Here is a 25,719-nt window from a genome sequence, read left to right as displayed (position 1 = left end):
ATCATGGCAGATCCACGAGGTTTTTTAAAATATGATAGAGAATTGCCAGTGGCCCGACCGGTTGCTGATCGATTACATGACTACAAGGAGATCTATTTACCACAGGTTGAAGACCATACCCTCCATCAAGCTGCCAGGTGTATGGACTGTGGAGTCCCTTTTTGTCACAGTGGTTGTCCTTTGGGCAATGTGATCCCGGATTTTAACGACGCAGTCTATCGGGGAGCATGGGATGAAGCTTTTTTTATTTTAAAAGGCACTAACAATTTTCCTGAATTTACCGGCAGAATATGTCCGGCTCCATGTGAGGCAAGCTGTGTCTTAGGCTTATATTCTACTCCGGTGACGATAGAGCACATTGAAAAATCTATAGCCGAGAAAGCATATGAAAATGGGTATGCTACTCCATCTATTCCCGAACACCGAACCAACAAAAAGATTGCAGTCATAGGGTCCGGACCTTCAGGCCTCGCATGTGCAGATCAGTTAAATCAACAGGGTCATGATGTCACCGTGTATGAAAGAAATGACAAAATAGGTGGTCTGATGCGTTACGGCATCCCGGATTTTAAATTGGAAAAATGGGTTTTGGACCGCCGATTTAAACTTATGGAGGCCGAAGGAGTAAAGTTTAAGACCAAGTCCAACGTAGGCCAAAATATTGATGCTCAAAAACTTCTAGCCGATCATGATGCGATGGTAGTCTGTGGAGGATCAACCATCCCCAGAGATCTACCCATACCTGGTAGATCTTTTGAAGGCATCCATTTTGCCATGGAATACCTCGAACAGTGCAATCGCAGGAATGCAGGCATGGCAATCGATCCTGCAACAGAGATCAACCCACACGGCCAAAATGTACTGGTGATCGGTGGTGGTGACACCGGCTCCGACTGCGTAGGCAATAGTGCGCGATTAGGCGCCAGGCAAATCATTCAGATCGAATTATTGTCTAAACCCCCTTCCGACCGTACTGCGACCAACCCCTGGCCGGAGTGGCCGATGATTTTACGTACTTCATCTTCTCACGAAGAAGGCTGTGATCGACAATGGGCGGTGCTCAGCAAAGAGTTCTTGTCATCTGACGACAAGCGAGTCAATGGACTTAAGGTCATAGAGGTCGAATGGAAAAAAGATCCTGTAACTGGCCAAAATAAAATGGTCGAAATGCCTGGCACTGAAAGAATCCTGCCATGCGATTTTGTTTTCCTGGCTATGGGATATCTGCATCCTCAGTTTGAAGGTCTGCTGGCTTCACTAGATATCAAAGTAGATCAAAGAGGCAATGTAGCCGATCAAAATTACCAGACCTCTAATCCCAAAGTCTTTTCAGCAGGAGATATGCGTAGAGGTCAGAGCTTAGTGGTATGGGCTATTGCAGAGGGTCGGGAAGCTGCTAAAGCGGTAGGAGAATATCTTGCCTCAGCCTAAATGACTATACCTCTTTTGTTTAATTCAGAGACTAAAATCTCAGGCGAAACAAAGTGAATTGCATCCAGTCCTACCTCCAGGGCTGCGACAACATTTCTGAGATTATCATCAATAAAAATCGACTTTGCAGGTTCCAGTTGATACCTGCGGATGAGGAGATTAAAAATGGCAGGGTCGGGTTTTTTAAGTTTCTCCTCACCGGATACCAGGATATCTTCAAACCATCCCAGGAACTCAAAGATTTCTTTGGCTACCGGAAAAGTCTCCTGTGACCAATTAGTCAAGGCCAGTATTCTATGATCATTAGATTTAAGCTTACTCAGAATATCCACCGTTCCTGGGATGGCTCCATGTAACATCTTTCGCCACTCACCATAATACATGCGTATAAGTGACTCATAATCAGGAAAATGTCGCACCAATATGTCTGTGGCATCTTTAAGACTTCTACCTGCATCCTGCAATTCGTTCCAATCATTAGTACATATATTATGGAGAAAATACTCCATCTCGGCTTCCTTGTCAAATACAGTTTTAAAAAAATGCCTTGGATTCCAATCAATCAGTACCCCACCTAAGTCAAAAACGATAGTTTGCTTCATCTTTTAAATCCAAATTTTTGACGAAAATAACCTAGTTTAAAATATTTACTTCTAGTTCCTTGGCCAAAAGGCAACCTAAGCTAATTGAAATACGTAGTCTTTAAATGAATAATTAAGATAAATTAAGATTTAGCAATCCAGCTTTTTCTAGATAATGTATTAATAATTAAGATAATATAGTTTTAAATAATTCTTAACTCATACCGTTATAACTACAATAAACCCGAGTGCAATATGAAAAAATCATTGTTTTTAATAATTCTTTGCTTAACAATAGCCTTGGTGGCGAGATCAACCACCATCATTGTGACTAATAATGGACAAACCTTTACCCCAAATTCGGTCAACGCTTTTTTAGGTGATACTATCGATTTTCAACTTTCGAGTGAACACAATGTGGTCGAAGTATCCAAAACGGTGTGGAATGCGAATGGATCTGTGTCAAACGGAGGATTTTTATTGCCTTTTGGAGGAGGTAAAGTTGCCTTGAAAGATACCGGCATTATATATTATGTGTGTGAGCCGCATTCTATCTTTGGTATGAAGGGTAGTATCAATGTGAGCTTACCAAAAATAGGTGACACTTATATCGCGAAAATGTCAGGAATGCAAGAAGAATTTCCATTTGCAGGTTTTGGTACGGGTGATATAAAAGCAGTTCTCATCGGAGATACTTTGAAATTATCAGGAAGTTTTAAAAATTTGAGTGGTGATCATACTCCTGCTGCGGGTACTGGGGCTCACATTCACAGAGGTTTTGCAGGAACCAGTGGTGCTATATCAATTACGCTGAATCCAATTATTGATGCCTCCAAAAAATCTGGCTCTTTTGTTGCGGCCTCGAACACAGTAGTCTTAACAGCAGATCAAAAGAATCAACTAAAAGCCAGAGAGTTGTATGTCAATATCCATACTACCCTGGCCCCAGGCGGCGAAATCAGAGGCCAACTGCTGCCGGAGTCAGACGCTTATTTTCAAGCCAACCTCACCGGGGACCAGGAAAACCCTTCTATCATGTCACCAGGTCATGGCTCTGTCGTAGCAGAACTGATTGGCACAAAACTAGTGATCAGCGGTAGTGCAAAAGGTTTGATTAGCGGAGTCAACACAGGAATCAGGCAGGGAGGTCACTTGCATTTAGGGTTTGCAGGACAAAATGGTGGTATTCAATTAGAGTTAAAACCAACCTTAGGAGACTCCTTAGGTACATCTGTACAATATTTGGCGGTTGACAATTCTTTTGATCTTACTCCTGCTCAACTTGCTGCCCTTAAAGCCAGTCAATTATACGCCAATATCCACACCAATAGCTACGGAGGTGGCGAAATCAGAGGTCAGGTAACCCCTATGAGCACTGCCAGGTTTAGAGTACATTTTTCAGGAGCTTATGAGCCTATTCCAGTTCCTTCTATGGCGGGAGGAGCTTTGACTCTAAACCTGATTGATTCAACGCTATCCATTACGGGTAGTTTTAACGGATTAGAGAGCAATTGGAATGGCGGAAATCACTTACATAAGGGGTTAGCAGGCCTAAACGGAGGAATTCAGCTCATTTTGAAATCAACACCGGCCTCCGACCTTAGAAGTGGCACTTATTCAGGGGATAGCAATGTATTCAAATTAACTTCTACCAATTTAGATGATCTTTTTGCCAGGCGATTATATGGCAATGTGCATTCGGTAAACTACCCTGGCGGTGAGATTCGAGGTCAAGTGTTACCTGAATGTCAATTTGTATTGTTTGGGTTTTTCTCAGGAATGCAGGAAAACAAACCAATTATTAGTACTGGAAAAGGAAATATAGTCGCTGAAGTAAATGGTACAAAATTGACTTTATCAGGCTATGCTGAAAAATTACTTGATAAAGCCAATCGAAGTGGGATTTCACACCTGCATAAAGGTCAGGCAGGAACAAATGGAGGAGTTTCGATAGCACTTAAACCCTCCTTCAGTGCAGCTGACAGCTTAAGTCTATCGTACGAAGCTGTTGATAATTCATATAACGTGACAGCAGGTTTTATTGACACTTTAAAAACAAGAGGAGTTTACGCCAATATTCATACTTCGAAGGCGCCCGGAGGAGAAGTAAGAGCTCAATTAAATGGAGAGGCAGCTGGTTATTTTTTCACCAGACTCAGCGGGTCTAGTGAGACGACACCAATCAATACCAATGCAAATGGTGCCGTGTTTGTCGAAATCGCCAGCGGAGCTACCCGGACCGCTTTGCTCCATGGTTCTTTTGCCAGCCTGGGAGGCAAGTGGAATGGTGGCTCACATATTCATAACGGGCTTACCGGCACGAATGCAGGAGTACGATATTCGCTATTTCCTAACATGAATACCGATAGCCTTAGTGGACAATTTTTTCCGGCTAATAATACTATAGGCCTTAGTGCAGGAGGACTGGATTCATTAAGACATAGGTTTTATTATGCCAATGTACATACCACTAAAGCTCCCGGAGGAGAAATAAGAGGCAACTTACTCAATCTCACCAATGCAACCTTCACAGCCAGTCTGAGTGCACTCAATGAAATTCCTTCAAAAGTGAGTAATGCTACTGGTGCTGTAAAAGTGGAACTGGTCGGAAATCAGCTCACCCTTTCAGGATCATTTTCTGGATTAATAGGTGATTTTAATGGAGGAGCACATATTCACAATGGGGTCAATGGCGTCAATGGTGCAGTTTTGATTGGCTTAAAAGTCAAGGCAGCAGCTGACAATAAAAGTGGCCAATTTTTGGCAGATAGTAATAAGTATACTTTGACTGCAGATCAACTTTCTTTGATCAATGCTCAGGGATTATATGTCAATGTTCATACGACTACTTCACCAGGCGGAGAGATCAGAGGTCAGCTGCTTCCAGAGGCAAATTTCTTTCCCACAGCAGCTGCCATCACTGCTCCTGCTCCAACAGATACGGTCAAAGTTGATTTAAGAGTGCCTGACTCTACATCAGCTATTTCCTGGACTGCTTCGACTGATCCTGATGGTAACCCGGTGGTTTATAAAATCCAGAACACCGTGTTTCCTGATTTTAGTATAATCTTAAGCACCGCTGCTTTAGGTCCCATCACATCATTTTCGACTACCTACGCTTCCATCGATAGTGTTTTGTCCGCTGCAGGTGTACCTCCGGGAGGTTCGATCACATCATACAATCGGATCATTGCTTCTGACGGTAGCTTAAATACCATAGGAGCACCTAGTCCAATCATTTTTGTTCGAGCATTTACTACCGATGTACTGGATGCTTTTGCCAAATCATTTTCAATGGCGGTCTATCCTGTACCTGCAGTCGAAACAGCCATTATCGAAATGAAAGCACTAAAATCTGCAGAACTGGACATGCAGGTCATAGACCTTTCCGGCAGGACCTTGACCAGAAAAAAACTCCAAGTCACCACAGGCGTCAATCAATTTAAATTGGATGTTTCAAATTATCCAACTGGTACCCATTTTATACAATTTTATCAAAAAGGAGTCCAGGTAGCTTATTTCAAATTGGTTAAAAGCTAATTCTTTTTAAATTATTTATACCTTAGAATCCTCATCGATGTAGTCGGTGGGGATTTTTTTTATGCTGTAACTCATGAATACCAGAAGGAATTTTTTAAAACAATCCGGTTACGCCGGTGGACTGGGGTTGCTACTTCCCTGGAAAAGCAAGAAGATCGAATCCGATTACTTCGATTTTCTTAAAAGTTACGACCACATTGCAGCTGAGGATCTGGCCGCAGATGAAGATTTTTGGCATATGATCCAGCAGGCATATACGGTCAATCCTAATCTGATCAATCTCAATAATGGAGGCGTCGCTCCGGCACCAAAGTCAGTACAAGATGCGGTGGAGACCAATGCCAGATTGAGCAATCTGGCTCCTTCTTATTATATGTGGCGTATTTTAGACCAGGGCAGAGAACCACTTAGAAAAAAACTGGCTGCCCTGGCAGGTGTACCAGCAGAAGAAATTGCCTTGCACCGTAATGCCTCGGAGGCCTTGGAAACAGTCATTTTTGGTCTGAGACTCCAAAAAGGAGACGAAGTGATCTTATGTAAGCAAGATTACCCCAATATGATCAATGCCTGGAAGCAAAGAGCTCATAGGGACGGAATCGTTCTTAAATGGCTTGATCACCAACTTCCCACGGAAGACAAAAACATTTTAATCAACGCTTATCGGGATGCCATCAACAGCCACACCCGGGTGATTCACCTCACGCATATTATTAATTGGATGGGGCAGATCATGCCTGCTAAAGAAATAGCTCAAATGGCCCATAGCAGAGGAGTCGAAGTAGTGCTTGATGGAGCCCACTCGTTTGGGCACATCCAATATGACCTCAAAGACCTTGATTGTGATTATTTTGGGACCAGTCTGCATAAATGGATCAGTGCCCCGATTGGGACAGGTATGTTGTATGTCAAAAAAGACAAAATCAAGGAACTATATCCCTTATTTGCCGCTCCCGAGCCAGAAAGTGAGGACATTAGAAAATTTGAAAATATGGGAACCCGCCCATTCCATATCGAACAGGCTACTGGACAGGCGATCCAGTTTCATCAAATGATAGGCATTGAGAGAAAACAACAAAGGCTTCATTATCTAAAGAACTATTGGGCCCAGAAAGCGTTGGAGACCCCTGGTGTCCATATTGGGACTTCCCTTAAACCAGCATTTGGATGTGCCATAGGTTTGTTGCAGATCGATGGCAAAACCCCAGCTCAAATCGACGCTTTCCTATTTGAAAAATATAAAATCCACACTGTGGGTATCGTCTGGGAAAACATATCAGGTGTTCGCATTACTCCCAACGTATACACTATGACTTCTGATCTGGATATTTTGGTTGAAGCCATACAGAAATGTTCGAAGGCATAACATAATTAGATGCTAAAAGCTATTTCTTAAGAGATAACAACTTCCTGTAAAGTTGCTCTTCTTCCTGGCTTAATGCCTGAGGAATGACTACGTGATACGTGACTATCAAATCACCCTTTTTATCGGACTTATAGACCGGCATCCCTTTACCTTTAATCCTAATTTTACTTTCAGATTGAGTACCTGCTTTTACTTTAACCATGACCGGACCATAAAGTGTATCTATACTGGCTTCTCCACCTAGTACAGCTGTCAGCATATCCAGATTCTGCTCCTTATATAAGTGCTCCCCTTCTCTTCTATAAATAGGATGAGGAGGGATCTCGAATTGCAGATAAAGGTCGCCTTTGGGCCCGTTTGGGGTTTGAGAACTTCCTTGGTCTTTTATTTTGATAGTCTGGCCATTTTCTACACCGGCAGGTATCTTGAGCCTGATTTTTTTATCATTGACTTCCAATACATGGGATTCTTCAACGATGATGTCTTCAAGATTCAGACTGAGAGAGGCTTTAAAATCAATGCCTCTGGGACTTTTTTGTTGCGTACTTCTTCTTCCTCCATTGGCCGTTCGGCCACCATTGAACATATCATTTTGATCAAAAAACATGGATTGGAAAAAATCTGAAAAGAACTCAGGATCTACATCGTTGCCATCCACTGTATATCGGGATGAACCCCGCCCTCTGCCACCATTAGCACTGGCTGAACCTCCCCTTTGTCTGGCTGCTTGCTCATAAGCATCAGCATGCTCCCAGTCTTTACCGTAGGTATCGTATTTCTTCCTCTTTTCAGGATCACTCAATACCGTATTGGCTTCATTGATCTCTTTAAATTTCTTTTCAGCCTCTTTATTACCAGGATTTAAGTCCGGATGATGTTTTCTTGCCATTTTCCGGTAGGCTTTTCGTATCTCTTCGGCACTTGCACTTTTAGCGATACCCAATATTTGATAATAATCTATATAATTCATCTTCTGTTCAGCTTTGTACTATGTAAACCAATTCTGAATCAATGGTGTTCCAGAAGTTGCAGGAAATTTGCAAACTAAGAACTAAACTCTATAAACAACTGTTAAAAATCTAAATAATCTCTTTGTCATGCGAATTCAAACGACCATTCTGATAGTAGTATTTAGTTTAGTAATAAGTTCATGTGCCAAGACCGATACCGATGTCTCTGCTTGCCTCACCGGCCATATATATGGATTTTGGGAGGGATTATGGCACGGAATTATTGCACCGGCAGGACTATTATACTCCTTATTCGATGAGCATGTACATATGTATGCGCCCAATAACAACGGAGGTTGGTATGCTCTAGGCTTTTTATTTGGTAGTGGTGGTTGGGGTTTTATGGCCAATAAAGGTACTTCGAGAAAAAAACATGCCTAATCAAGCGATTCCAAGCTACTTTTTAGATCTTTCCACCAGTTGTAGAAAACTTTAAACTTTCCACAACAAGCATATTAATTATTTTTGCCCTGATATGCAATTTCTCTTTCCGTGGTTTCTAGCGGCCTTAGGAACATTAGCGATACCGATCATTATCCACCTATTTTATTTTAAACGGTATAAAAAAGTTTATTTTTCTTCAGTACGATTCCTAAAAGAGGTCAAGGATGAGACCAGTGCAAGGTCAAAACTTAAGAATCTGCTGGTATTGATAGCCAGGTTGGCCTCCCTGGCCTTGTTAGTAATGGCTTTTGCCCAACCTTTTATCAGAACATCCGCTCAAGAAAAATACGCCCAGAACCAGGTAGGTATTTTTGTAGACAATTCTTATAGTATGAATGCCCTCAGCCAGGACATTCCGTTAATATCCCAGGCCAAGCAAAGAGCGCGTACTATCATCGAGTCTTATAGCAATCAGGATAGATTTATGGTATTGACCCATGACTTTGATGGTAGGTATATGAGGATGGTTCACCAGGAGGAGGCTATCACACTTATAGATGAAATCCAACCAACAGCTTCGGTACATACCTTAAATGAAGCTTATCAGCGTATTCGCTCTACGATATTAAAATTCGAAGGCAACCACCCAATGTATCTCATTTCTGACTTTCAGCGATCCATTATGGACCTTCCCAACCTGCCAGATACCCTGGTCAAATCGTTTTTGATCCCTCTCCAAAGTGTGCAGGAGCGAAATGTGGCTATAGACAGTGCCTGGTTTGAATCTCCGGCTCAATGGATCGGCCAGCCCAATCTCCTTAAATTCAAAATAAGGAATTATGGTGACCAGGCTATACAGGAAGCCAGGATATCAGTAATACAAAACAATCAGTCCAAACCTTTGGGCACGATCAACCTGGCAGCAGGCGAAAGCAAAATAGACACCGCACAGATCATTATAGACCGGGCTGGATGGCAAGATGTTCAATTGGAGATCACAGATTTTCCGGTACAGTTTGACGACAAACTCTTTCTTACATTTAATGTGAATGCCCGGCTCAATGTATTGGTCATATCTCCATCCGTAGCTAACGATCATCTCCTCACAGCTTTACAAAGTCTGCCTTCAACCATTGTGGCTCACCAATCACTGAAAAATGTCAACTACACTTCATTTGCACAATATCAACTCATTATACTGGATGACATCAACGATATCTCCAGTGGCTTGGCCAATGAATTAATCACGGTATTAGGACAGGGCACGAATGTGTTATTGTTCCCGGGACCAACTGCTGATATCAAATCCCTATCCGATTTTGCCAATCAGGCTGGTGCAGGTAGTTATGTTAAATTCGAGAAAAAAAACATCACAGTTTCATCCATCAACACCCATGAATTTACCTTTAAAGATGTATACAGCAAGGTAAGTTCCAACATGAGATTGCCTTCCACTCAAGGAAGATATATAAGAAATAAAGGCTCAAAAGGCGAAGAAAATATACTCACGTTTCCGGATGAAGTACCATTTCTATCCAAAATAAAAGTAGACAATAATGCACTATATATTTGCTCCAGTCCCTTGCAAAGTGAGTGGTCAGATCTAAGTAGAAATCCGGAAATATTCATCCCAATGATTTTCAGAATGGCATTGAATAAAAACAAATCTGATAAAATCATGCGCACGATCGGCCAGGATGAAGTCATCGAACTCAATCAATATGGTCGGTCATCTGAAGACATCATCCATTTAAAATCAAAATCTGGTGATGATCTAATCCCTCAACAAAGGACCTTGGGCACCCGGACTGTGGTAGACCTTTCACAATCTATTAAAGCAGCTGGCAATTATACCCTTAACTTGAAAGATTCGATCATTGGCAAGGTAGCTTTCAATTTTAATCGAAAGGAATCTGATCTGAGCACCCTAGCTGAAGACCAAATAAAAACCATTTACGGCTCCAATTTTGAAGTGATAGAACAAAGAGATACCGCCGCTTTCGATGCCTGGTTTAAAAATAAGCAGAATGGACAATCGTATTGGAAGTGGTTTATCGGAGGCACCTTATTCTTTTTACTCATCGAATCCTTGCTGCTAAGGTTTTGGAAAATTTAATAAACCGATCATGGATATTGTCATAGAACAGGCTACTCTACTCTACCCGGATCATAAGTATCATGGCCAAAAAGTTACTATCCGGGTGGTTGACGGCAAGATAGTTTCGATAGATCAAAAAAAAATAAATACTCCCGATAAAATCACCGGTAAAAACTTGTTCGTATCACCTGGTTGGGTTGATATAGGTGCACAATCTGGAGAACCGGGCTATGAGCACAGAGAGACTTTAAACACCCTGTCAAAGGCAGCTGCCTTTGGTGGCTACACTACCTTAGCGATTTTTCCAAACACCAAACCTGCGCTTCACAGCAAATCAGAGATAGAATTTATTAAACAAAAATCGAGACCGCTGCAGACAGAAATAATCCCTATAGGGGCTATCAGCAAAAACTGCCAAGGGAAGGAACTGGCGGAGATGATCGATATGCATCAAACCGGGGCCATAGCTTACTCGGATGGCAAACACCCTGTCTACGACCCTGGTGTCATTATGAGAGCTATGATCTATGCCAAACACTTTGAAGGGCTTATCATCAATCATCCAAATGACGAAAATATCTCCGGCCCGGGACTGATGCATGAAGGAGCCGTCTCTCAAAGGCTTGGTCTTAAGGGTATTCCTTCCATGGCTGAGACGATCATGTTACAACGTGATCTACGCCTTGCTCAGTACAGCGATTGCAGGTACCTGGCACATCTTTTATCAGCTGACGAGTCAGTCTCGCTGATAAAACAAGCTAAAAAATCGAATGACAAAATATTTTCATCTGTATCTTATCTCAACCTGGTCCATACGGATGATGTATTAGAACAATTTGATTCTATTTATAAGCAATCGCCTCCGTTGAGGACTGAAAAAGACCGTAAAGAGCTGATCAAAGGGATTCAGGATGGCGTCTTAGATATCATTTGTTCTAACCACACTCCACTCGAAGTAGAAAAGAAAGACCTTGAGTTTGCTTACGCAGATGCAGGTACACTAGGTTTACAGATTTGCTTTGCAGCCCTTAATACCAAAAACATTATAAGTCCTGAAGCTTGGGCCTATAAAGCTGCCTTCAAAACAAGGCAGATTTTGAACCTGACTTTTCCAACCATGGTCAAAGGAAGTAATGCTGATCTTACCATATTTGATACTGAACATGAATGGGTTTATGATCAAAAAGATATTTTGTCCCCCACCATAAACAGCCCCTTTATGGGCAGTTCTTTTAAAGGTAAGGTACTGGCTACTATCTCAAAAAATAAAGCCTGGCTGGCTACAAACTAGTTTTCTTTTTTATATTTAAGAAAATTTAGTACGATGAATCAAACACAACTTAGTCCTTTAATCTGGAAATATGGCCTCACTGGTGGTCTCGTCAGCAGCCTGGTATTTTTGATATTTACGATAACAGGCCTTGCCAAACCCGGTTCAAATATGGCTGGGATGGCGATGGGTTTTTTAAATCTGGCTGTTTTGATTGCTCTGGTGGTAGTAGCCGTAAGAAAGCACCGTGATGAAATGCAGGAGGGCTTTATCTCACTGGGGCAATGTATGCTTTTGGGCATGGGTATCATCATGTTATCTGCTCTTATAGCCGGGCTTGTTTCCCTGATTTATACTCAATTCATCGACCCTGGGTATATGGATCGCATCATGGCAGGAATGGAAGAAGCCTGGGAAGCACAGGGCCTGGATGAAGATCAAATAGAAAAGGCAAAAGAAATGACAAGCATTATGAAAAGCCCAATGTTATCCATGGCAGCCAATCTGGCTTGTTATGGCATTGGTGGTGCCATCATTTCACTCATTGTAGGCCTGATTATGAAGAATGAAAAACCGGAATTCAGCTGATTATATTAAATAATTTCTTCATATTTAGAAGAGATAGTTAGTTTTGCAGGATCATATACATCAACACTTTTGATAGATCTCTCGATTGTAATTCCACTGCTCAATGAAGCTGAATCCTTGCCAGAACTCGAATCCTGGCTGAGGAGGGTCATGATTGCCAACAACTATCAGTATGAATTGATTTTTATAGATGATGGCAGCACAGACCAGTCCTGGAGTGTCATAGAGGCTCTCTCTAAAGAAAATGACCATGTCAGGGGTATTAAATTCAGGAGAAATTATGGTAAAGCCGCTGCCCTTAATACTGGATTTGAAGCGAGCGAAGGCTCCTTTGTAATCACCATGGATGCTGACCTTCAGGACAGTCCGGATGAAATACCAGATTTGATCAAGGTGATCACGGAGCAAAAACTCGACTTGGTGTCCGGCTGGAAAAAAAAGCGTTTTGATAATACTTTCTCAAAAAACATACCGTCTAAGTTATACAATTTTGCCACCAGCAAAATGTCGGGGATCAAATTGCATGATATGAACTGCGGCTTGAAAATCTACCGTAAAGAAGTGGTTAAGAATATAACGGTTGATGGTGAAATGCATCGATACATACCCGTGATCGCCAAGTGGGCAGGATTCAATAAAATTGGAGAAAAAGTAGTCATGCATCAGGCCAGAAAATATGGCCAGACAAAATTTGGATTCGAAAGATTTATCAATGGCTTCCTCGATCTGGCCACCATCCTTTTTGTTGGAAAGTTTGGCAAAAAACCAATGCATCTTTTTGGCAGTTTTGGTATCTTGATTTTTTTTGTTGGTTTTTTTTTGTTGGGATATCTGACCATTGGCAAATTATTTTTTGATTTTACTTCTATCGCAAACAGACCCATGTTTTACCTCGGGATACTTTTGCTCATAGTAGGTATTCAACTTTTTATGTCAGGTTTTATCGCAGAGCTTGTCACCCGAAATTCGCATCAAAAGTCAAGCTATCAGATAGAACAACGAATAAGATGATGAAAACCATCGTGATCCTCGGCACTGCCTTTCCTTTTAGAGGAGGGTTGGCAGCTTTTAACGAAAGGTTGGCTGAGGAATTTATTAAAATGGGCCATACAGTACATATTGTTACTTTTTCAGTTCAATATCCTACGTTATTATTTCCAGGTAAATCACAAATGAGTGATGATCCCGCCCCTGATCTTGATATCAAACGCTGGGTACATTCTTTTAATCCGTTCAATTGGATCATTGCAAGTCGTAAGATAAAAAGTCTAAAACCTGATCTTATCGTTTGCAAATATTGGCTACCTGTCATGGGTCCATGTCTTGGGACGGTCATCAGGTGGTCAAGGCTGCCAAATACCTCAACGGTGTGTATCCTGGACAATGTTATTCCCCATGAAAAAAGACCCGGTGACCAATTATTTACCCGGTATTTTTTAGGAAGCATCGATCGATTTATTTTTATGTCGCACCAGGTAGGTGCGGACTTGCTTCACTTTGAAACCCATAAGCGTGCCGTTTTTATTCCGCATCCTATATATGATAATTACGGAGATGCTGTACCAAAATCAACTGCTATACAGTATCTTAAGCTAGACCCGACCTATCGATACATTTTATTCTTTGGTTTTATCCGGGATTACAAAGGTTTGGATCTTTTTTTCGCAGCTATTTCACTATTAAAAGATCAGAAAGATGTTAAGTTTATTGTAGCCGGTGAGTATTATGTCGATTCAGCACCTTATGATAAGCTCAGAGAAAACTTAGGAATCAATGATCAACTAATATTACATACTCATTTTATTAAAAACGAAGATGTAAAATATTATTTCTCCGCTTCGGACTTGATCGTCCAACCTTACAAATCGGCTACTCAAAGTGGCATTGCACAGATAGCTATCCATTTTCTCAAACCTGCCGTCGTGACCAAAGTTGGCGGTCTCCACGAAATCATCAGTGATGGACATACTGGTTATGTGGCAGAGCCTAATTCAGTGGCTATCGCTTCCGCTATCACAACTTTCCTGGCGCATCCAGAACCAGAGAGTTTTGAGCATAACCTGGAAGTTGTAAGAAAACAATATGCCTGGTCTCATATGGCCAATGCAGCATTAGGTGCCGGTCAGAAGGATGAATAGACATATGAGTTATAAATGTAATATAATGTATTGTAGTATATTTGACTGATGATTATTAGAGCCAGAGCACCATTGAGGATAGGCCTTGCAGGGGGAGGCACTGATGTATCACCTTATGCAGATATTTATGGAGGAGCGATACTCAACGCTACCATCAGTATTTATGCTCATGCCACTATCACACCTAATACCTCAGAAAAAATCAAATTTGAATCCCTGGACCTGGATGAGTCTATGACCCATCGTAAAACTAAATATATTAAGATAGATGGCACTCTGGATTTAATAAAAGGATGCCACAATAGAATCTTTGCAAATCATAAGGGAAAGTTGCCGGCTTATAGTATGAGTACCCATGTAGATGTGCCTAAAGGATCCGGGTTAGGCGCTTCTTCTACGGTAACCGTAGCCATGGTTGGGGCTTTTAAGGAATGGCTAAAACTGCCACTGGGAGATTATGATATAGCCAGGACTGCTTATGATATTGAACGAACCGATCTGAAAATCGCCGGAGGGAGACAAGATCAATATGCAGCCACCTTCGGTGGTTTCAACTTTATGGAGTTCTATGCTGACGAAAAGGTGATCGTAAATCCATTACGAATTCGCCCTGAATATTACCAGGAGTTAGAGTTAAATCTGCTCATTTATTATACAGGTACTTCACGACTTTCTTCTACCATCATCGAAAAACAAGCCTCCAATTTTACAGGCAAAAAAGAGCAATCGCTGGATGCAGCTCATAAACTGAAAGAACAGGCGATACTCATGAAAGAGGCTTTGCTCACAGGTCGGCTAAAAGATATTGGAGAAATACTGGACTACGGTTGGCAGCAAAAGAAAAAGACTGCAGTCGGAATAACCAATCCTTTGATAGACGAGATCTATGAATTGGCACTCAAAAATGGGGCTACCGGTGGCAAAATATCAGGAGCAGGTGGTGGTGGTTTTTTGATGCTTTATGCTCCAAACAATAGTCGATATAAGGTAATCAAAGCATTGGAACCTATGGGTGGTGTATTTAAACCCTTTAATTTCGTACAACAAGGCATGACTTCATGGATAGTAAAATAAAATTATATGTTTGAGTCAAAAATAAAAGAAGTCCTCAAGGCTAGCATTGGCGTCAAACTACTTGTTTTAAATGACCCTCATATCATATTAAACGTAAATCGCGCCGCTACCATCTGTATCGAAGCTTTTCGCAATAAAAACAAAGTGCTTTTTTGTGGCAATGGGGGTAGTGCAGCCGATGCGCAGCATTTAGCAGCTGAGTTTTCGGGAAGGTTTTACAAAGACCGTCCCCCTTTACCATCTGAAGCACTGCATGTCAATACTTCATACCTAACAGCAGTAGGAAATGATTATGGATTTGATCAAGTCTATTCGAGGCTGATCAAAGGAAGTGGTGCAACAGGTGATATTCTTTTCGGATTGAGCACTTCTGGAAACTCGATCAATATTATCAAAGCCTTTGAAGCTGCCAAAGCCTTGGGAATGACCTGTGTGGCACTCACCGGAGAGACCGGGGGCAACATCGCCGCTCTTGCTGATATACTCATCAATGTACCTTCGAAAGACACCCCTAGAATTCAAGAGTGTCATATTACTCTGGGCCATATTATCTGTGAAATCGTAGAAACCGCGCTTTTCCCTTGAAAACAGCAATCGTCCTGGCAGGAGGCTTGGGTACCAGGCTGCATACCATCACTAAAGATCTTATTCCGAAACCTATGGTCCTGGTCCAAAAACGACCATTTTTGTATTGGATATTGAAGTATCTTAAAACACAAGACATCCAAAAAGTCATCCTTGCAGTTTCACATCATGCTCATACTATTGTAGATCATTTTGGTTATGACTATGATGATCTTTGCCTGGATTACTCTATTGAAAAATCTCCACTTGGTACTGGTGGCGCCATCTGGCAAGCCTGGCAACTGGTCAAAGAAGATTCAGTGACCATCATCAATGGTGATACGTATTTCCCAATTGATCTGGTCTGCATGACCAATCACCATATGGATGCTGCAAATGATGTCACGATCGGCATCAAAATGATGAAAAATTTTGACCGGTATGGCGCGGCATCCATAGACCAAAGGAATATTATACATGCATTTGGCGAGAAAAAATGGAAAGCTCAAGGATATATCAATGGTGGAATATACATGATGAATAGATCCGTCTTATCAGGTTTTAAAATCGGCCAACCATTTTCTCTTGAGCGGGAGATATTCGAAAAAAAAGCAAGTCATCTGCAAATCGGAGGTTATAAGTCAAGAAGAACTTTTATCGACATAGGCATTCCGGAAGATTATCACCGTATTCAAACTTTGAGTTTAAAATGAAAAAGAAAGAAGTAGTGTGGACCTTGTTTCTGGACAGGGATGGTGTCATCAACAAAAGATTGCCTGATGATTATGTCAAAGTCTGGCACGAATTTGAGTTTTTGCCAAAAACACTTAAAGCGCTAAATCTTTTACGGCCCCTGGTAAAATATATTTTTGTGGTGACCAATCAGCAAGGTATCAGTAAAGGCCTCATGAATTTGGAAGATTTATCCTTTATTCATAAACATTTAAAAAAGGTGACCAGAAAAAACAAGTCTTCTATCGATGAGATCTACTTCTGTCCCGACCTGGCAGAGGACGATCCTCCGTGTAGAAAACCCAATATCGGGATGGGTTTACAAGCTAAAAGTGATTTTCCAGACCTTGATTTTAAGTATTCTATAATGGTTGGGGATTCTCCCTCAGATATCGAATTTGGCAAAAAACTTCAAATGAAGACCGTTTTTATTGACGAAAAAATGGCTGACATCCAAACCGAGGCAGATTATACTTGCCATGATTTGATGGAGTTTTACCGTATTTTTGTACTAGATTTTACAGGAAAATTCAAAAGCTAAACCCAGGAAAACATGAAACGATATTATACGCTGATATCCATCTTAGTATGTTTGCCAATGCTGACTTATAGCCAACTCACGACCGTAAAGGAAGGGTATAAAGTTGAAAAACCAAAGTTTTCTCCACCAGTGGAAGACATGGCAAATTCGTTTATGGAAAAACCGGCACCTGGTTTCCAGGCAAATGATTTGAATCAAATCAGTCGAACGATCAGCAATTATTATGGCAAGTCCCTGGTGATCTTTTTCTGGAGTAGTGAGAGTGAAATCTGCAAAGAATATATACCCTATATCAACGAATTGAACAGAGAGTGCGATGGATTAAAGTCAGAGTTACTAAGTTTTGGAGACGAATCACGATCGCAAATTCAAGCTTTTTCTAAGGATCAAAACATTGAGTTCACTGTGGTGCCCAATGGAGCATTTTTAGGGGAAGCTATTTATGGTGAAGAGTTGGGTACGCCACGATTTTTTATTGCGGATAGAAAAGGCATCATTAGAGCGGTCATACCTGAGGAAGCGGCTTCAGTGCCTGTGAAAACAATCGCACACATTAAAATGTTACTCACAGATTTAAAATCAAATAATTAAAATATGTCAACCAGGAAAAATATATCCTCCGGAGCAAAATGGGAAGATATAATAGGTTATAGTCGAGCTGTAAGAGTTGGTAATATTATTGAAGTTTCTGGTACCACTGCTATGAAAGAAGGTGTGCTACAGGGCCAGGGCGATATATATGTACAAACCAAAACTTGCATCCAGATCATTCAGGCTGCATTAGAGCAAGCTGGTGCTTCCATCGATGATGTCGTCCGTACCCGTATGTATGTGACTGATATTTCACTATGGGAAGAAGTTGGCAGGGCACACGGAGAATTTTTTAGTACTATTAAACCTGCGACGAGCATGATAGAGGTAGCTGCATTGATAGATGCTGATATCTTGATTGAGATAGAAGCTACTGCTGTGGTATCCTGATATGTACGCACTTAAAGAAATTTTTTACACGCTTCAAGGCGAAGGTCATCATACCGGAAGACCAGCTATTTTTTTACGGTTTGCCGGATGTAATCTTTGGTCAGGGCATGAAAAACATCGTCTGACTGCTGTATGCAAATTTTGTGATACAGATTTTGTGGGAGTGGATGGTGAAGGAGGAGGAAAGTATAACACCGAAGAACTAATCATCAAAATAAAATCTCTATGGCAAGATCAAAGCACCCAACCCTTTTTGGTATGTACTGGTGGTGAGCCTGCTATGCAGATGGATCAGCTCCTCGTCGACAAATTGCACGATGCCGGATGTTATATATCGATTGAAACCAATGGTACGCTCCCATTGCCTGAAGGTCTGGATTGGATCACCGTCAGCCCTAAATCAAGTGCAGAATTGGTCATCCTGCAGGGTCATGAACTCAAGTTAGTCTACCCTCAAAATGATGCGTTACCTTCAAAATTTGAGCATTTAAAATTCCAACGATTTAGCATACAGCCGATGGATGGCCCTGATAGCCAATACAATACAAAAATTTCTGTAGAATATTGTTTGGCTCATCCCCAGTGGAGCCTAAGCTTACAAACTCATAAGATTCTTGACATTCCCTGACAGATGTTGTGGTAGATAAAGAAAATCTACAGGAACTATGTTTTGACAGAAATTGTAGTAAGTACATGTCAACATACAGTGAAATTGGTCGAATATTAATGAATGGCGGTAAGCAGGCCTTTAAATTTGGTAAAAAATTAAACTCAATGATGGATAATAACTCTAAAGATAATAAAACAGAACTTGCTCAAGAGATCGTAAAGACCCATCTTATGCTTGCTGTTGGTGGTGGTCTTATCCCTATCCCTTTTGTCGACTTTGCAGCTGTGACTGGTATTCAAATTAATATGATCAGATCTCTATCAAAGTTATATGGAGTGGATTTTAATGAACAAATGGGTAAAAGCCTGGTGACTTCACTGGTAGGCACCTCTATAGCCAGACTCGCCGCCAGTGCTGTCAAAACCATACCCATCATCGGATCTATATTAGGGAGTGCATCCATGTCTATACTATCAGGAGCCAGTACCTATGCTGTAGGGCAGGTTTTTATTCAGCATTTTGGCAAAGGGGGCAGCCTAAGTGATTTTGATGCTGAAAAAGCAAAACAACAATACAAGCAGGAGTTTGAAAAAGGCAAAGAATTTAGTGTGAGGGTTGATAAAGATCAAAAGTCCAGCTCCAACCAATCCAAAGAAGAGATTTTTTCTGCTTTAGAAAAACTTAAGGCACTTAAAGAGAAAGGGATTCTTTCGGAAGAAGAGTACCAGGCCCAAAAAGAGAAATTACTTAGTCGTATTTGAGCCTTCCACTTTCCGGCAATAGGCTATCAGGTCTTTATAAATATCATAATTGCTGAGTATCTCTTCATTGCCAAGGATGATGAGATGTTTTCTGGCTCGCGTGAGTGCTACATTTAGTTTTCTATCCACGCCATCATCAGACAATGAGATCATATTTTGCAACTGACTGAATCGATTGGTGCAGAGAGAAAAAATCACTATATCTCTGGCCCCTCCCTGGTAGCGCTCTACCGTATCAATAGATATTTTATCTGGCTCCATACCGCGATCCTGCATGACTTTCCGAATCTGAGCGATCTGAGCTCTATATGGAGTGATCACTCCTATGGTCTCATATTTTACTGGTATTTGATTGAAAGCCAATAATTGAAGGATAGATTGTATACAGTCTACCACTTTTTGAGCTTCGAATAAATTTATTTTTGATTTGCCTTGATTGTCAGTAGGTGTCGGAAGATATAGCATCCTTGTATGGGCTATTTGCAAGGTAAGTTGATTCCAGTCATCATCAAGATCGTAAGCCAGTGGCTGTTGCAATTCAGCCTTGATCTCAGGATGTTCCAGCACCTTGAGCTCCCCCTGGTAAAAATGTTTACTGGGAAATTCCATAATGTCCTGATGCATCCTACCCTGCTCACGCAATATATCAAAGGCCCAATACCAATGGTAGGACTTGCATTGATTCATTAATCTTTCAAATAGCGAATTTCTGAGATTGGTCAAACCTATATCTTTAAGGTTGGCAGATTGTACCTCGCTATCTTCTCTTCGCTGCACCACTACCGCAGGCATTTGTCGATGATCTCCAATGAGTACCCATTTTTTAACTCGAGGTAAAAGTCCAACCAACATGGGTTCTAAAATCTGTGAAGCTTCATCTACGATGACCCAATCAAATCTTTTCAAAGTGAACAATTCTGACTTACCATTGATAGAGGAAAGTGTCCCGACGATGATTCGATTAGATGCAATTAAGTTTCTAAATTCTGACCGACGCTCGATGCTTCCTGCTTGCTCGTCAAGAAAGTATTTCCAAAATTTTTTCTGCGAGGTATGTCGTGACCCAATCCGAAGAAAATCAAGACCAGCGGAAAGTAAAGCGTCACAGATCTCGTCGACAGCACGATTGGTATATGCCATGAACAATAGATGATCGCCGGTGTGTTGGATCATATACTGCCCTAGAGATCTCAGCATGATGCTTGTTTTACCTGTGCCCGGTGGGCCCCAAAGCAAAAAATAATCCCTGGTAGCTATGATCTTTTTTAAAATAAGTTTTTGTTCTATGTTTAGATCATCCGGCAAACGCAGATCAACTTCATTTGTTGGAGGCTTAGCTGGGGGTATCTCAGTGAAAAGGAGTTGTTTTTTCACTGAATCTCCTGATAAAAATTCAAAAAGACTCCGATATAAAACCTGAAAACTACTATCAATGAGATCATGTTCGAGGTTCCAGTGAGTCCATTTAGTAAAGACTTGATTTTTTCTCTGTTTATTGCGTAATCTGATGGTGATGGTATCATCTTTTAATTCGATGATATTACATTTAAATATTTGATGCTCCAAAGCGGAAACCCCTGCGATAGTATGAGGATACAGTACCCCTATATCTCCTTGCCTAAAATTGGCCAATTCATTGGATTCATCCGTCCTCTGAAATATAAGGAGGTGATCTTCACCACTTATTTTTTCAGATTTAAAAACCAGGTGGCTTAGTATATTAAAGTTTTCTTCTTTTTCCAGCCGGTTATTGAGCCATAGAGCTGCCATACCATTGTTAGATTCATCACTGTGCTCCCCCACTTTAGCCAAATGATGTTCTCTGGCTATAAAACTGGCATATTCCAAAAGATAATCCATTTCTTTCGGAGACATAGCATCAAAAAATAGCTTAAAATCCTGTAGATCATTGGCTATAAATCCTTGCTGCAATGGAAGAATGCCTGGGTGCAGATTGGTCAGCATCTCCGACAACAATTTAGTCCTGGACAATTTTAATTCCATGATGACCAACTCATTTCGAACACCGAGGGCTTCTATCTGTTGAGCTTTGATCGGAGGTGCAAACCTCAAAGCTTTATTATCTTGCTGAGAATACAAGATATATGATGACAACTTCAGCTTATTATTAAATACAGACCGTATCAATAAATCATAGAGCAGAGTTTGGATATAATTATTGGCATTGATGCCGTAAGCGTTGGTTTTATACGGCTTACTACTCTTTAACTCTACGATATGAGCTATATTTTTGTCCGGGATTTCGTGGTATAAGTCTAACCTGCCTTGAAGACCATAGATAGCCGAGATGAAAGTAGGTTCGAGATAAATACCATCTGACTCTATGCCCAAAGACTTAAACTCTTCGAGGATCACCCTCTTAAGATTGTGGTAATGAGTTCTGGCCTTGACATTCAGATCCAGGACTTCTTTGTCCTCAAGGATGGTGCATTCAAGAGGATATAACTTAAAGAAAAGTTTCATGAGGGCATTAAACGCTACTTCAGGATCTACGAGGATCTCGTCGAGGAAAAAATTGGCTGCATTACCCAAAAGTATACTTGGACTTGAAGGTTTGGGCTTAAATTTATTCAACAGGTATGACCAGGTCAGCACCCCAAAATCTTTAAAACATTCTGCAACAGAGGTCACATCTACGAGATAATCAGGCTCCACGACCAATTGATGTGGTATCCAGCTCCCATCCTCCTCGACTTCTATATCTATTAACTGGAGAGAAACCGGCAATGGTTGCAACTCCAAATAAGATTTGACGATCTCCGTCTGTGCATCATTGATGCCGGCTATATGGTATTTGATATGCACTGCATGATGTGGATACTCCTCACTGACTCCAGTCAATATATGCTCTTCATTTCCTTTTTGGGTGATCAGCACCCTGCATTGGGATATTATTTTACCAAACTTGGGTTCTTTAAATAATTGGTCCCAACTTTTTTGCTCCCAATCCATAAAAACCAAAGGTGAAGGCACCTGGCAGATATAAGCTGCCACATTATTTAGACTGTATACACCTAACTGAATGAGCTGCTCTCCACTAAATTTTTGCGAAATCTCCTGATTATAAATAGATTGATGGGCCATTTTTCTAAAATGATGCAATAACGACAGATCTCGCCTTGGAATCTTAAAATGCAATCCTGCAAACACCATTCTTGAAAACAAAGTGGTGAAATATATTTTTTCATTAACGGTGATGCGGTTAAAAAAATAATTAACTGCCTGATAAAGCCGCGATATTGATTTGAAGGGATCGTCAAATCCGTTTTTTTGAATATCATCCAACTCCTGGTATATCAGAGCGGAAATAGCCTCTTTACCTTCTATCATGTAACAGTAAAAATAGATCTTTTACCCCATCTCATCAAGTTTTAGCTAGTTGGGATAAATTAAATCAGCCTTCTCGCTATAATTCCTATAAATGGTTTAGTATATTTGCATTTCATATTATACTTTCTGATAATATCTCATGAATATTTTTCGACTGATTGCAATTTTAATTTTGTTTATATATAGTTGCTCTTCCGCTCCTGAGTTTGAAGAGCGTGAGGAACAAAGTGGCGCCGGTCAGGCCCTGGAATCCTGGGTAAACGCAAGATTTGCAGGTGACCAAACTTATAATGCTAATAGTCTACTCACAGCATATAATTCAACAAAGCAACACAATAGAGGACTGGATAGGGCAAAATGGACATCCCTGGGTCCTAAAAACATAGGCGGTCGTACACTGTGTCTTGCATTTCATCCAACAGATCCAAATGTGATCTATGCCGGCTCGGCCAGTGGAGGCCTCTGGAAAACATCATCCTCTGGGATAGGGTACCATGGTTGGGTGCAGGTGCCCATCAATCTTCCTGTGTATTCAGTTGCATCTATCTTGATCGATCCCAAAAATCCCAATACCATTTATTTGGGTACCGGTGAAGTATATAATAAAAGTCATTCAATGCCTGGCATAGTGGATAGATTTACCAGAGGCACCTATGGTATGGGGATTATCAAAACTGAAGATGGCGGACTCACCTGGAAGCAAATATTGCCTTTAACTCAAAATATCATATCTGGAGTACAAGACCTCGAGTTTGATCCTTATGACAATCATATTATCTATGCAGCTACCACTGAAGGCCTTTTCAAAACTACCAATCAAGGAGCACACTGGTCACTGATCCATAATGTGCCAATGGCAGTAGATGTAGATGTCAATCCCGTCAATCCAGAAATCATCTATGTCACTCACGGTAGTTACGATGATAATAACATCAGTGGAATATTCAGATCTAACAATTCGGGCAATAGTTTTATAAAACTGCAAAATGGATTGCCAAATAGTTATTCAGGCAAGGCAAAACTGGCCATCAGTAAATCCAATCCTGATATTCTATTTGCTTCTGTCGCCAATGCTGAGTCTTCTTTAGGACTGTTTATGAGTGTAGATGCGGGCAATTCATGGGACAAAATGAGCAGTAGTGATGTAGCCAATGTACAGGGATGGTATTCCCACGATATAGCCATTCATCCTACTAATCCCAACTTCCTGTCTTATGTGGGACAAAACGCTTATATCTCGGATGCCCGAGGCTCTAACTTTATAAACGTAAGCAGTTGGGATGCCGGTGATATGGGGAGAGTACCGGTAGGTGGATCAGAAGGCATCAATATCTATATACATGCTGATATACATGCTACTTATTTTCACCCGAGCAGAAATAATGAAATCTATTTTGCCACAGATGGAGGTATATTCATGTCTCCTGATCTGGGAGCCAATTTTGAAGGACGCAACGGTGGCTATCAGACCTCGCAATTTTATGCCAATTTTTCTGCTTCCAAATCTGACTCAAAATTTGCCATCGGTGGCATGCAAGATAATGGTACGGCGATCTATGACGGGCAGGATGGGTGGATAAAAGTAATCGGAGGTGATGGCATGTCTACTGCTATTAATACCAGCAACGAAAATATTATTTACGGGACCTACCAATACTTTGGTTTGAGCCGATCACTAGACAAAGGCAAGACCTTTGAAATGTTGAGACCTTTAAACAATGCTTTTGTGTCCGAAGCCAAATCCTTCAATACACCTTTTGAAGTGGTAGCTGCCTTGCCCAATACAATTTATGCAGGTGCTCAAAAAGTTTATATCAATGAAAATAACGGCAATCCTGCTAATTGGCGAGCACTGCATAGCACGCCACTAGAAAGCCATTCAACAATCCTGGCACTCGGTGTCTCTTCCTTAGATCCAAGCCTAATGTTGGCCTCCACAGTATCCCCTGATGACATGGCCCCTCCAAAGTTGTTCAGAAGCACCAATGGTGGATCTTCCTGGACCCAGGTACCAGGCTTACCGGCTAAGGCAGCCATGGATATCAGTTTTGATCCTCAAAATAGTCAAACTGTATATGTTGTTTTTTCTGGCTTTGGATATGGTACTCATGTATACAAATCCACCGATGCTGGGAGTAGCTGGAAAAATATAGACAACGGATTGCCGGATGTACCCACCAATTGTATTACTATAAACCCAAAACAAAATAAAGAGCTTTATCTGGGAAATGACCTGGGAGTGTTTTTATCAACCGATGGTGGACTTTCTTGGGAACGTTTTATGCAAGGACTGCCCGAGGCAGTGATGGCTATGAGCATTCATATATCTGCCCAGGCAGACTTGATCAAAGTGGCTACACATGGCAATGGAGTATATGAGAGTCCTTTAGCCATCAGTATTCCAACTAAAGAAATAGAAAATCAAAATATTAAAAATTTTGTGATCAGCCCCAACCCGGCTACTTCCCATGTCCGCGCCACCATCTCACTGACCTCTTCTGCTGATCTTCACCTTGATATCATAGACCTTCAGGGCAGGACCGTCCAAAGCATTCGCAGGAACCAAATATTACCTGGCAATCAATCTATCGAGCTTCAACTTTCCAATATCAGTCCAGGCATCTACACTGTTGTTTTAAAAGGTCAAATCCTGGGGGATGACAGCAGTTTTTATTTGTCCAGAAAACTTGTCAAAAAGTAAG

21 protein-coding genes are annotated in these 25,719 nt (G+C 41.1%); 18 read left to right on the top strand and 3 right to left on the bottom strand.

Annotated elements, in window-relative coordinates; genetic code table 11:
* The first annotated feature begins 3 nt into the window (after window positions 1–3).
* Window positions 4–1,431, top strand: a complete 1,428-nt coding sequence (locus tag IPJ09_02895; GenBank protein MBK7370389.1) for a glutamate synthase subunit beta — start codon at window positions 4–6, stop codon at window positions 1,429–1,431.
* Here the strand turns inward: IPJ09_02895 and IPJ09_02890 are convergent.
* Complete coding sequence (locus IPJ09_02890) at window positions 1,428–2,033, bottom strand: HAD family phosphatase (protein ID MBK7370388.1); 606 nt, start codon at window positions 2,031–2,033, stop codon at window positions 1,428–1,430. The genes IPJ09_02895 and IPJ09_02890 overlap by 4 nt on opposite strands.
* A 282-nt stretch (window positions 2,034–2,315) precedes the next feature.
* Between IPJ09_02890 and IPJ09_02885 the strand changes: the two genes are divergently transcribed.
* Window positions 2,316–5,552, top strand: coding sequence for a CHRD domain-containing protein (locus IPJ09_02885; protein ID MBK7370387.1), 3,237 nt, complete (start codon window positions 2,316–2,318; stop codon window positions 5,550–5,552).
* Between the two features lie 73 nt (window positions 5,553–5,625).
* Window positions 5,626–6,915 carry an aminotransferase class V-fold PLP-dependent enzyme gene (locus IPJ09_02880; GenBank protein MBK7370386.1) on the top strand — a complete coding sequence of 430 codons (1,290 nt, stop codon included), beginning with the start codon at window positions 5,626–5,628 and terminating at the stop codon, window positions 6,913–6,915.
* 19 nt (window positions 6,916–6,934) lie between these two features.
* Here IPJ09_02880 and IPJ09_02875 read toward each other — a convergent pair whose 3' ends face one another.
* Window positions 6,935–7,885: a J domain-containing protein gene (locus tag IPJ09_02875; GenBank protein ID MBK7370385.1), complete on the bottom strand. Its 951-nt coding sequence runs from the start codon at window positions 7,883–7,885 to the stop codon at window positions 6,935–6,937.
* 127 nt (window positions 7,886–8,012) lie between these two features.
* Between IPJ09_02875 and IPJ09_02870 the strand changes: the two genes are divergently transcribed.
* The 14 genes from IPJ09_02870 (at window position 8,013) to IPJ09_02805 (ending at window position 19,666) form a co-directional block, all read left to right on the top strand.
* Entirely contained in the window at window positions 8,013–8,306 is a 294-nt protein-coding gene (locus IPJ09_02870) for a hypothetical protein (GenBank protein ID MBK7370384.1), read from the top strand.
* Between the two features lie 94 nt (window positions 8,307–8,400).
* On the top strand, window positions 8,401–10,425 hold the full coding sequence (locus tag IPJ09_02865) for a BatA and WFA domain-containing protein (protein ID MBK7370383.1): 2,025 nt from the start codon (window positions 8,401–8,403) through the stop codon (window positions 10,423–10,425).
* A 10-nt stretch (window positions 10,426–10,435) separates the two neighbouring features.
* Window positions 10,436–11,698: an amidohydrolase family protein gene (locus IPJ09_02860; GenBank protein MBK7370382.1), complete on the top strand. Its 1,263-nt coding sequence runs from the start codon at window positions 10,436–10,438 to the stop codon at window positions 11,696–11,698.
* A 33-nt stretch (window positions 11,699–11,731) separates the two neighbouring features.
* Window positions 11,732–12,265 (top strand): DUF4199 domain-containing protein, encoded by a 534-nt coding sequence (locus tag IPJ09_02855; protein MBK7370381.1) that lies wholly within the window; start codon window positions 11,732–11,734, stop codon window positions 12,263–12,265.
* A 72-nt stretch (window positions 12,266–12,337) separates the two neighbouring features.
* Window positions 12,338–13,276, top strand: coding sequence for a glycosyltransferase (locus tag IPJ09_02850; GenBank protein ID MBK7370380.1), 939 nt, complete (start codon window positions 12,338–12,340; stop codon window positions 13,274–13,276).
* A complete protein-coding gene (locus IPJ09_02845; GenBank protein MBK7370379.1) occupies window positions 13,273–14,403 on the top strand; it encodes a glycosyltransferase in 1,131 nt (376 codons plus the stop codon). Before IPJ09_02850 ends, IPJ09_02845 begins: the two co-directional genes overlap by 4 nt.
* Before the next feature lie 48 nt (window positions 14,404–14,451).
* Window positions 14,452–15,477, top strand: a complete 1,026-nt coding sequence (locus IPJ09_02840; GenBank protein MBK7370378.1) for a dehydrogenase — start codon at window positions 14,452–14,454, stop codon at window positions 15,475–15,477.
* A gap of 6 nt (window positions 15,478–15,483) precedes the next feature.
* Window positions 15,484–16,062 carry a D-sedoheptulose 7-phosphate isomerase gene (locus tag IPJ09_02835; protein ID MBK7370377.1) on the top strand — a complete coding sequence of 193 codons (579 nt, stop codon included), beginning with the start codon at window positions 15,484–15,486 and terminating at the stop codon, window positions 16,060–16,062.
* Window positions 16,059–16,754: a nucleotidyltransferase family protein gene (locus tag IPJ09_02830; GenBank protein MBK7370376.1), complete on the top strand. Its 696-nt coding sequence runs from the start codon at window positions 16,059–16,061 to the stop codon at window positions 16,752–16,754. The genes IPJ09_02835 and IPJ09_02830 overlap by 4 nt, the downstream gene beginning before the upstream one ends.
* Window positions 16,751–17,314: an HAD-IIIA family hydrolase gene (locus IPJ09_02825; GenBank protein ID MBK7370375.1), complete on the top strand. Its 564-nt coding sequence runs from the start codon at window positions 16,751–16,753 to the stop codon at window positions 17,312–17,314. The genes IPJ09_02830 and IPJ09_02825 overlap by 4 nt, the downstream gene beginning before the upstream one ends.
* 12 nt (window positions 17,315–17,326) lie before the next feature.
* Entirely contained in the window at window positions 17,327–17,905 is a 579-nt protein-coding gene (locus IPJ09_02820; protein MBK7370374.1) for a TlpA family protein disulfide reductase, read from the top strand.
* Between the two features lie 3 nt (window positions 17,906–17,908).
* Window positions 17,909–18,295 (top strand): RidA family protein, encoded by a 387-nt coding sequence (locus IPJ09_02815; GenBank protein ID MBK7370373.1) that lies wholly within the window; start codon window positions 17,909–17,911, stop codon window positions 18,293–18,295.
* A gap of 1 nt (window position 18,296) precedes the next feature.
* Window positions 18,297–18,923: a 7-carboxy-7-deazaguanine synthase gene (gene queE, locus IPJ09_02810; GenBank protein ID MBK7370372.1), complete on the top strand. Its 627-nt coding sequence runs from the start codon at window positions 18,297–18,299 to the stop codon at window positions 18,921–18,923.
* Window positions 18,924–19,072: 149 nt separating this feature from the next.
* A complete protein-coding gene (locus tag IPJ09_02805; protein ID MBK7370371.1) occupies window positions 19,073–19,666 on the top strand; it encodes a DUF697 domain-containing protein in 594 nt (197 codons plus the stop codon).
* Here IPJ09_02805 and IPJ09_02800 read toward each other — a convergent pair.
* On the bottom strand, window positions 19,649–23,017 hold the full coding sequence (locus tag IPJ09_02800) for an AAA family ATPase (protein ID MBK7370370.1): 3,369 nt from the start codon (window positions 23,015–23,017) through the stop codon (window positions 19,649–19,651). The genes IPJ09_02805 and IPJ09_02800 overlap by 18 nt on opposite strands.
* Window positions 23,018–23,189: 172 nt before the next feature.
* On the opposite strand from IPJ09_02800, the gene IPJ09_02795 reads away from it, so the two are divergent.
* Window positions 23,190–25,718, top strand: a complete 2,529-nt coding sequence (locus IPJ09_02795; GenBank protein ID MBK7370369.1) for a T9SS type A sorting domain-containing protein — start codon at window positions 23,190–23,192, stop codon at window positions 25,716–25,718.
* The last annotated feature ends 1 nt before the right edge of the window (window position 25,719 follow it).

It is taken from the genome of Saprospiraceae bacterium (assembly GCA_016709995.1).
GTDB lineage: Bacteria > Bacteroidota > Bacteroidia > Chitinophagales > Saprospiraceae > JADJLQ01.
The sequence above is the reverse complement of the archived record's forward strand: the minus strand, read 5'-3'. Positions and strand labels throughout refer to the sequence as shown.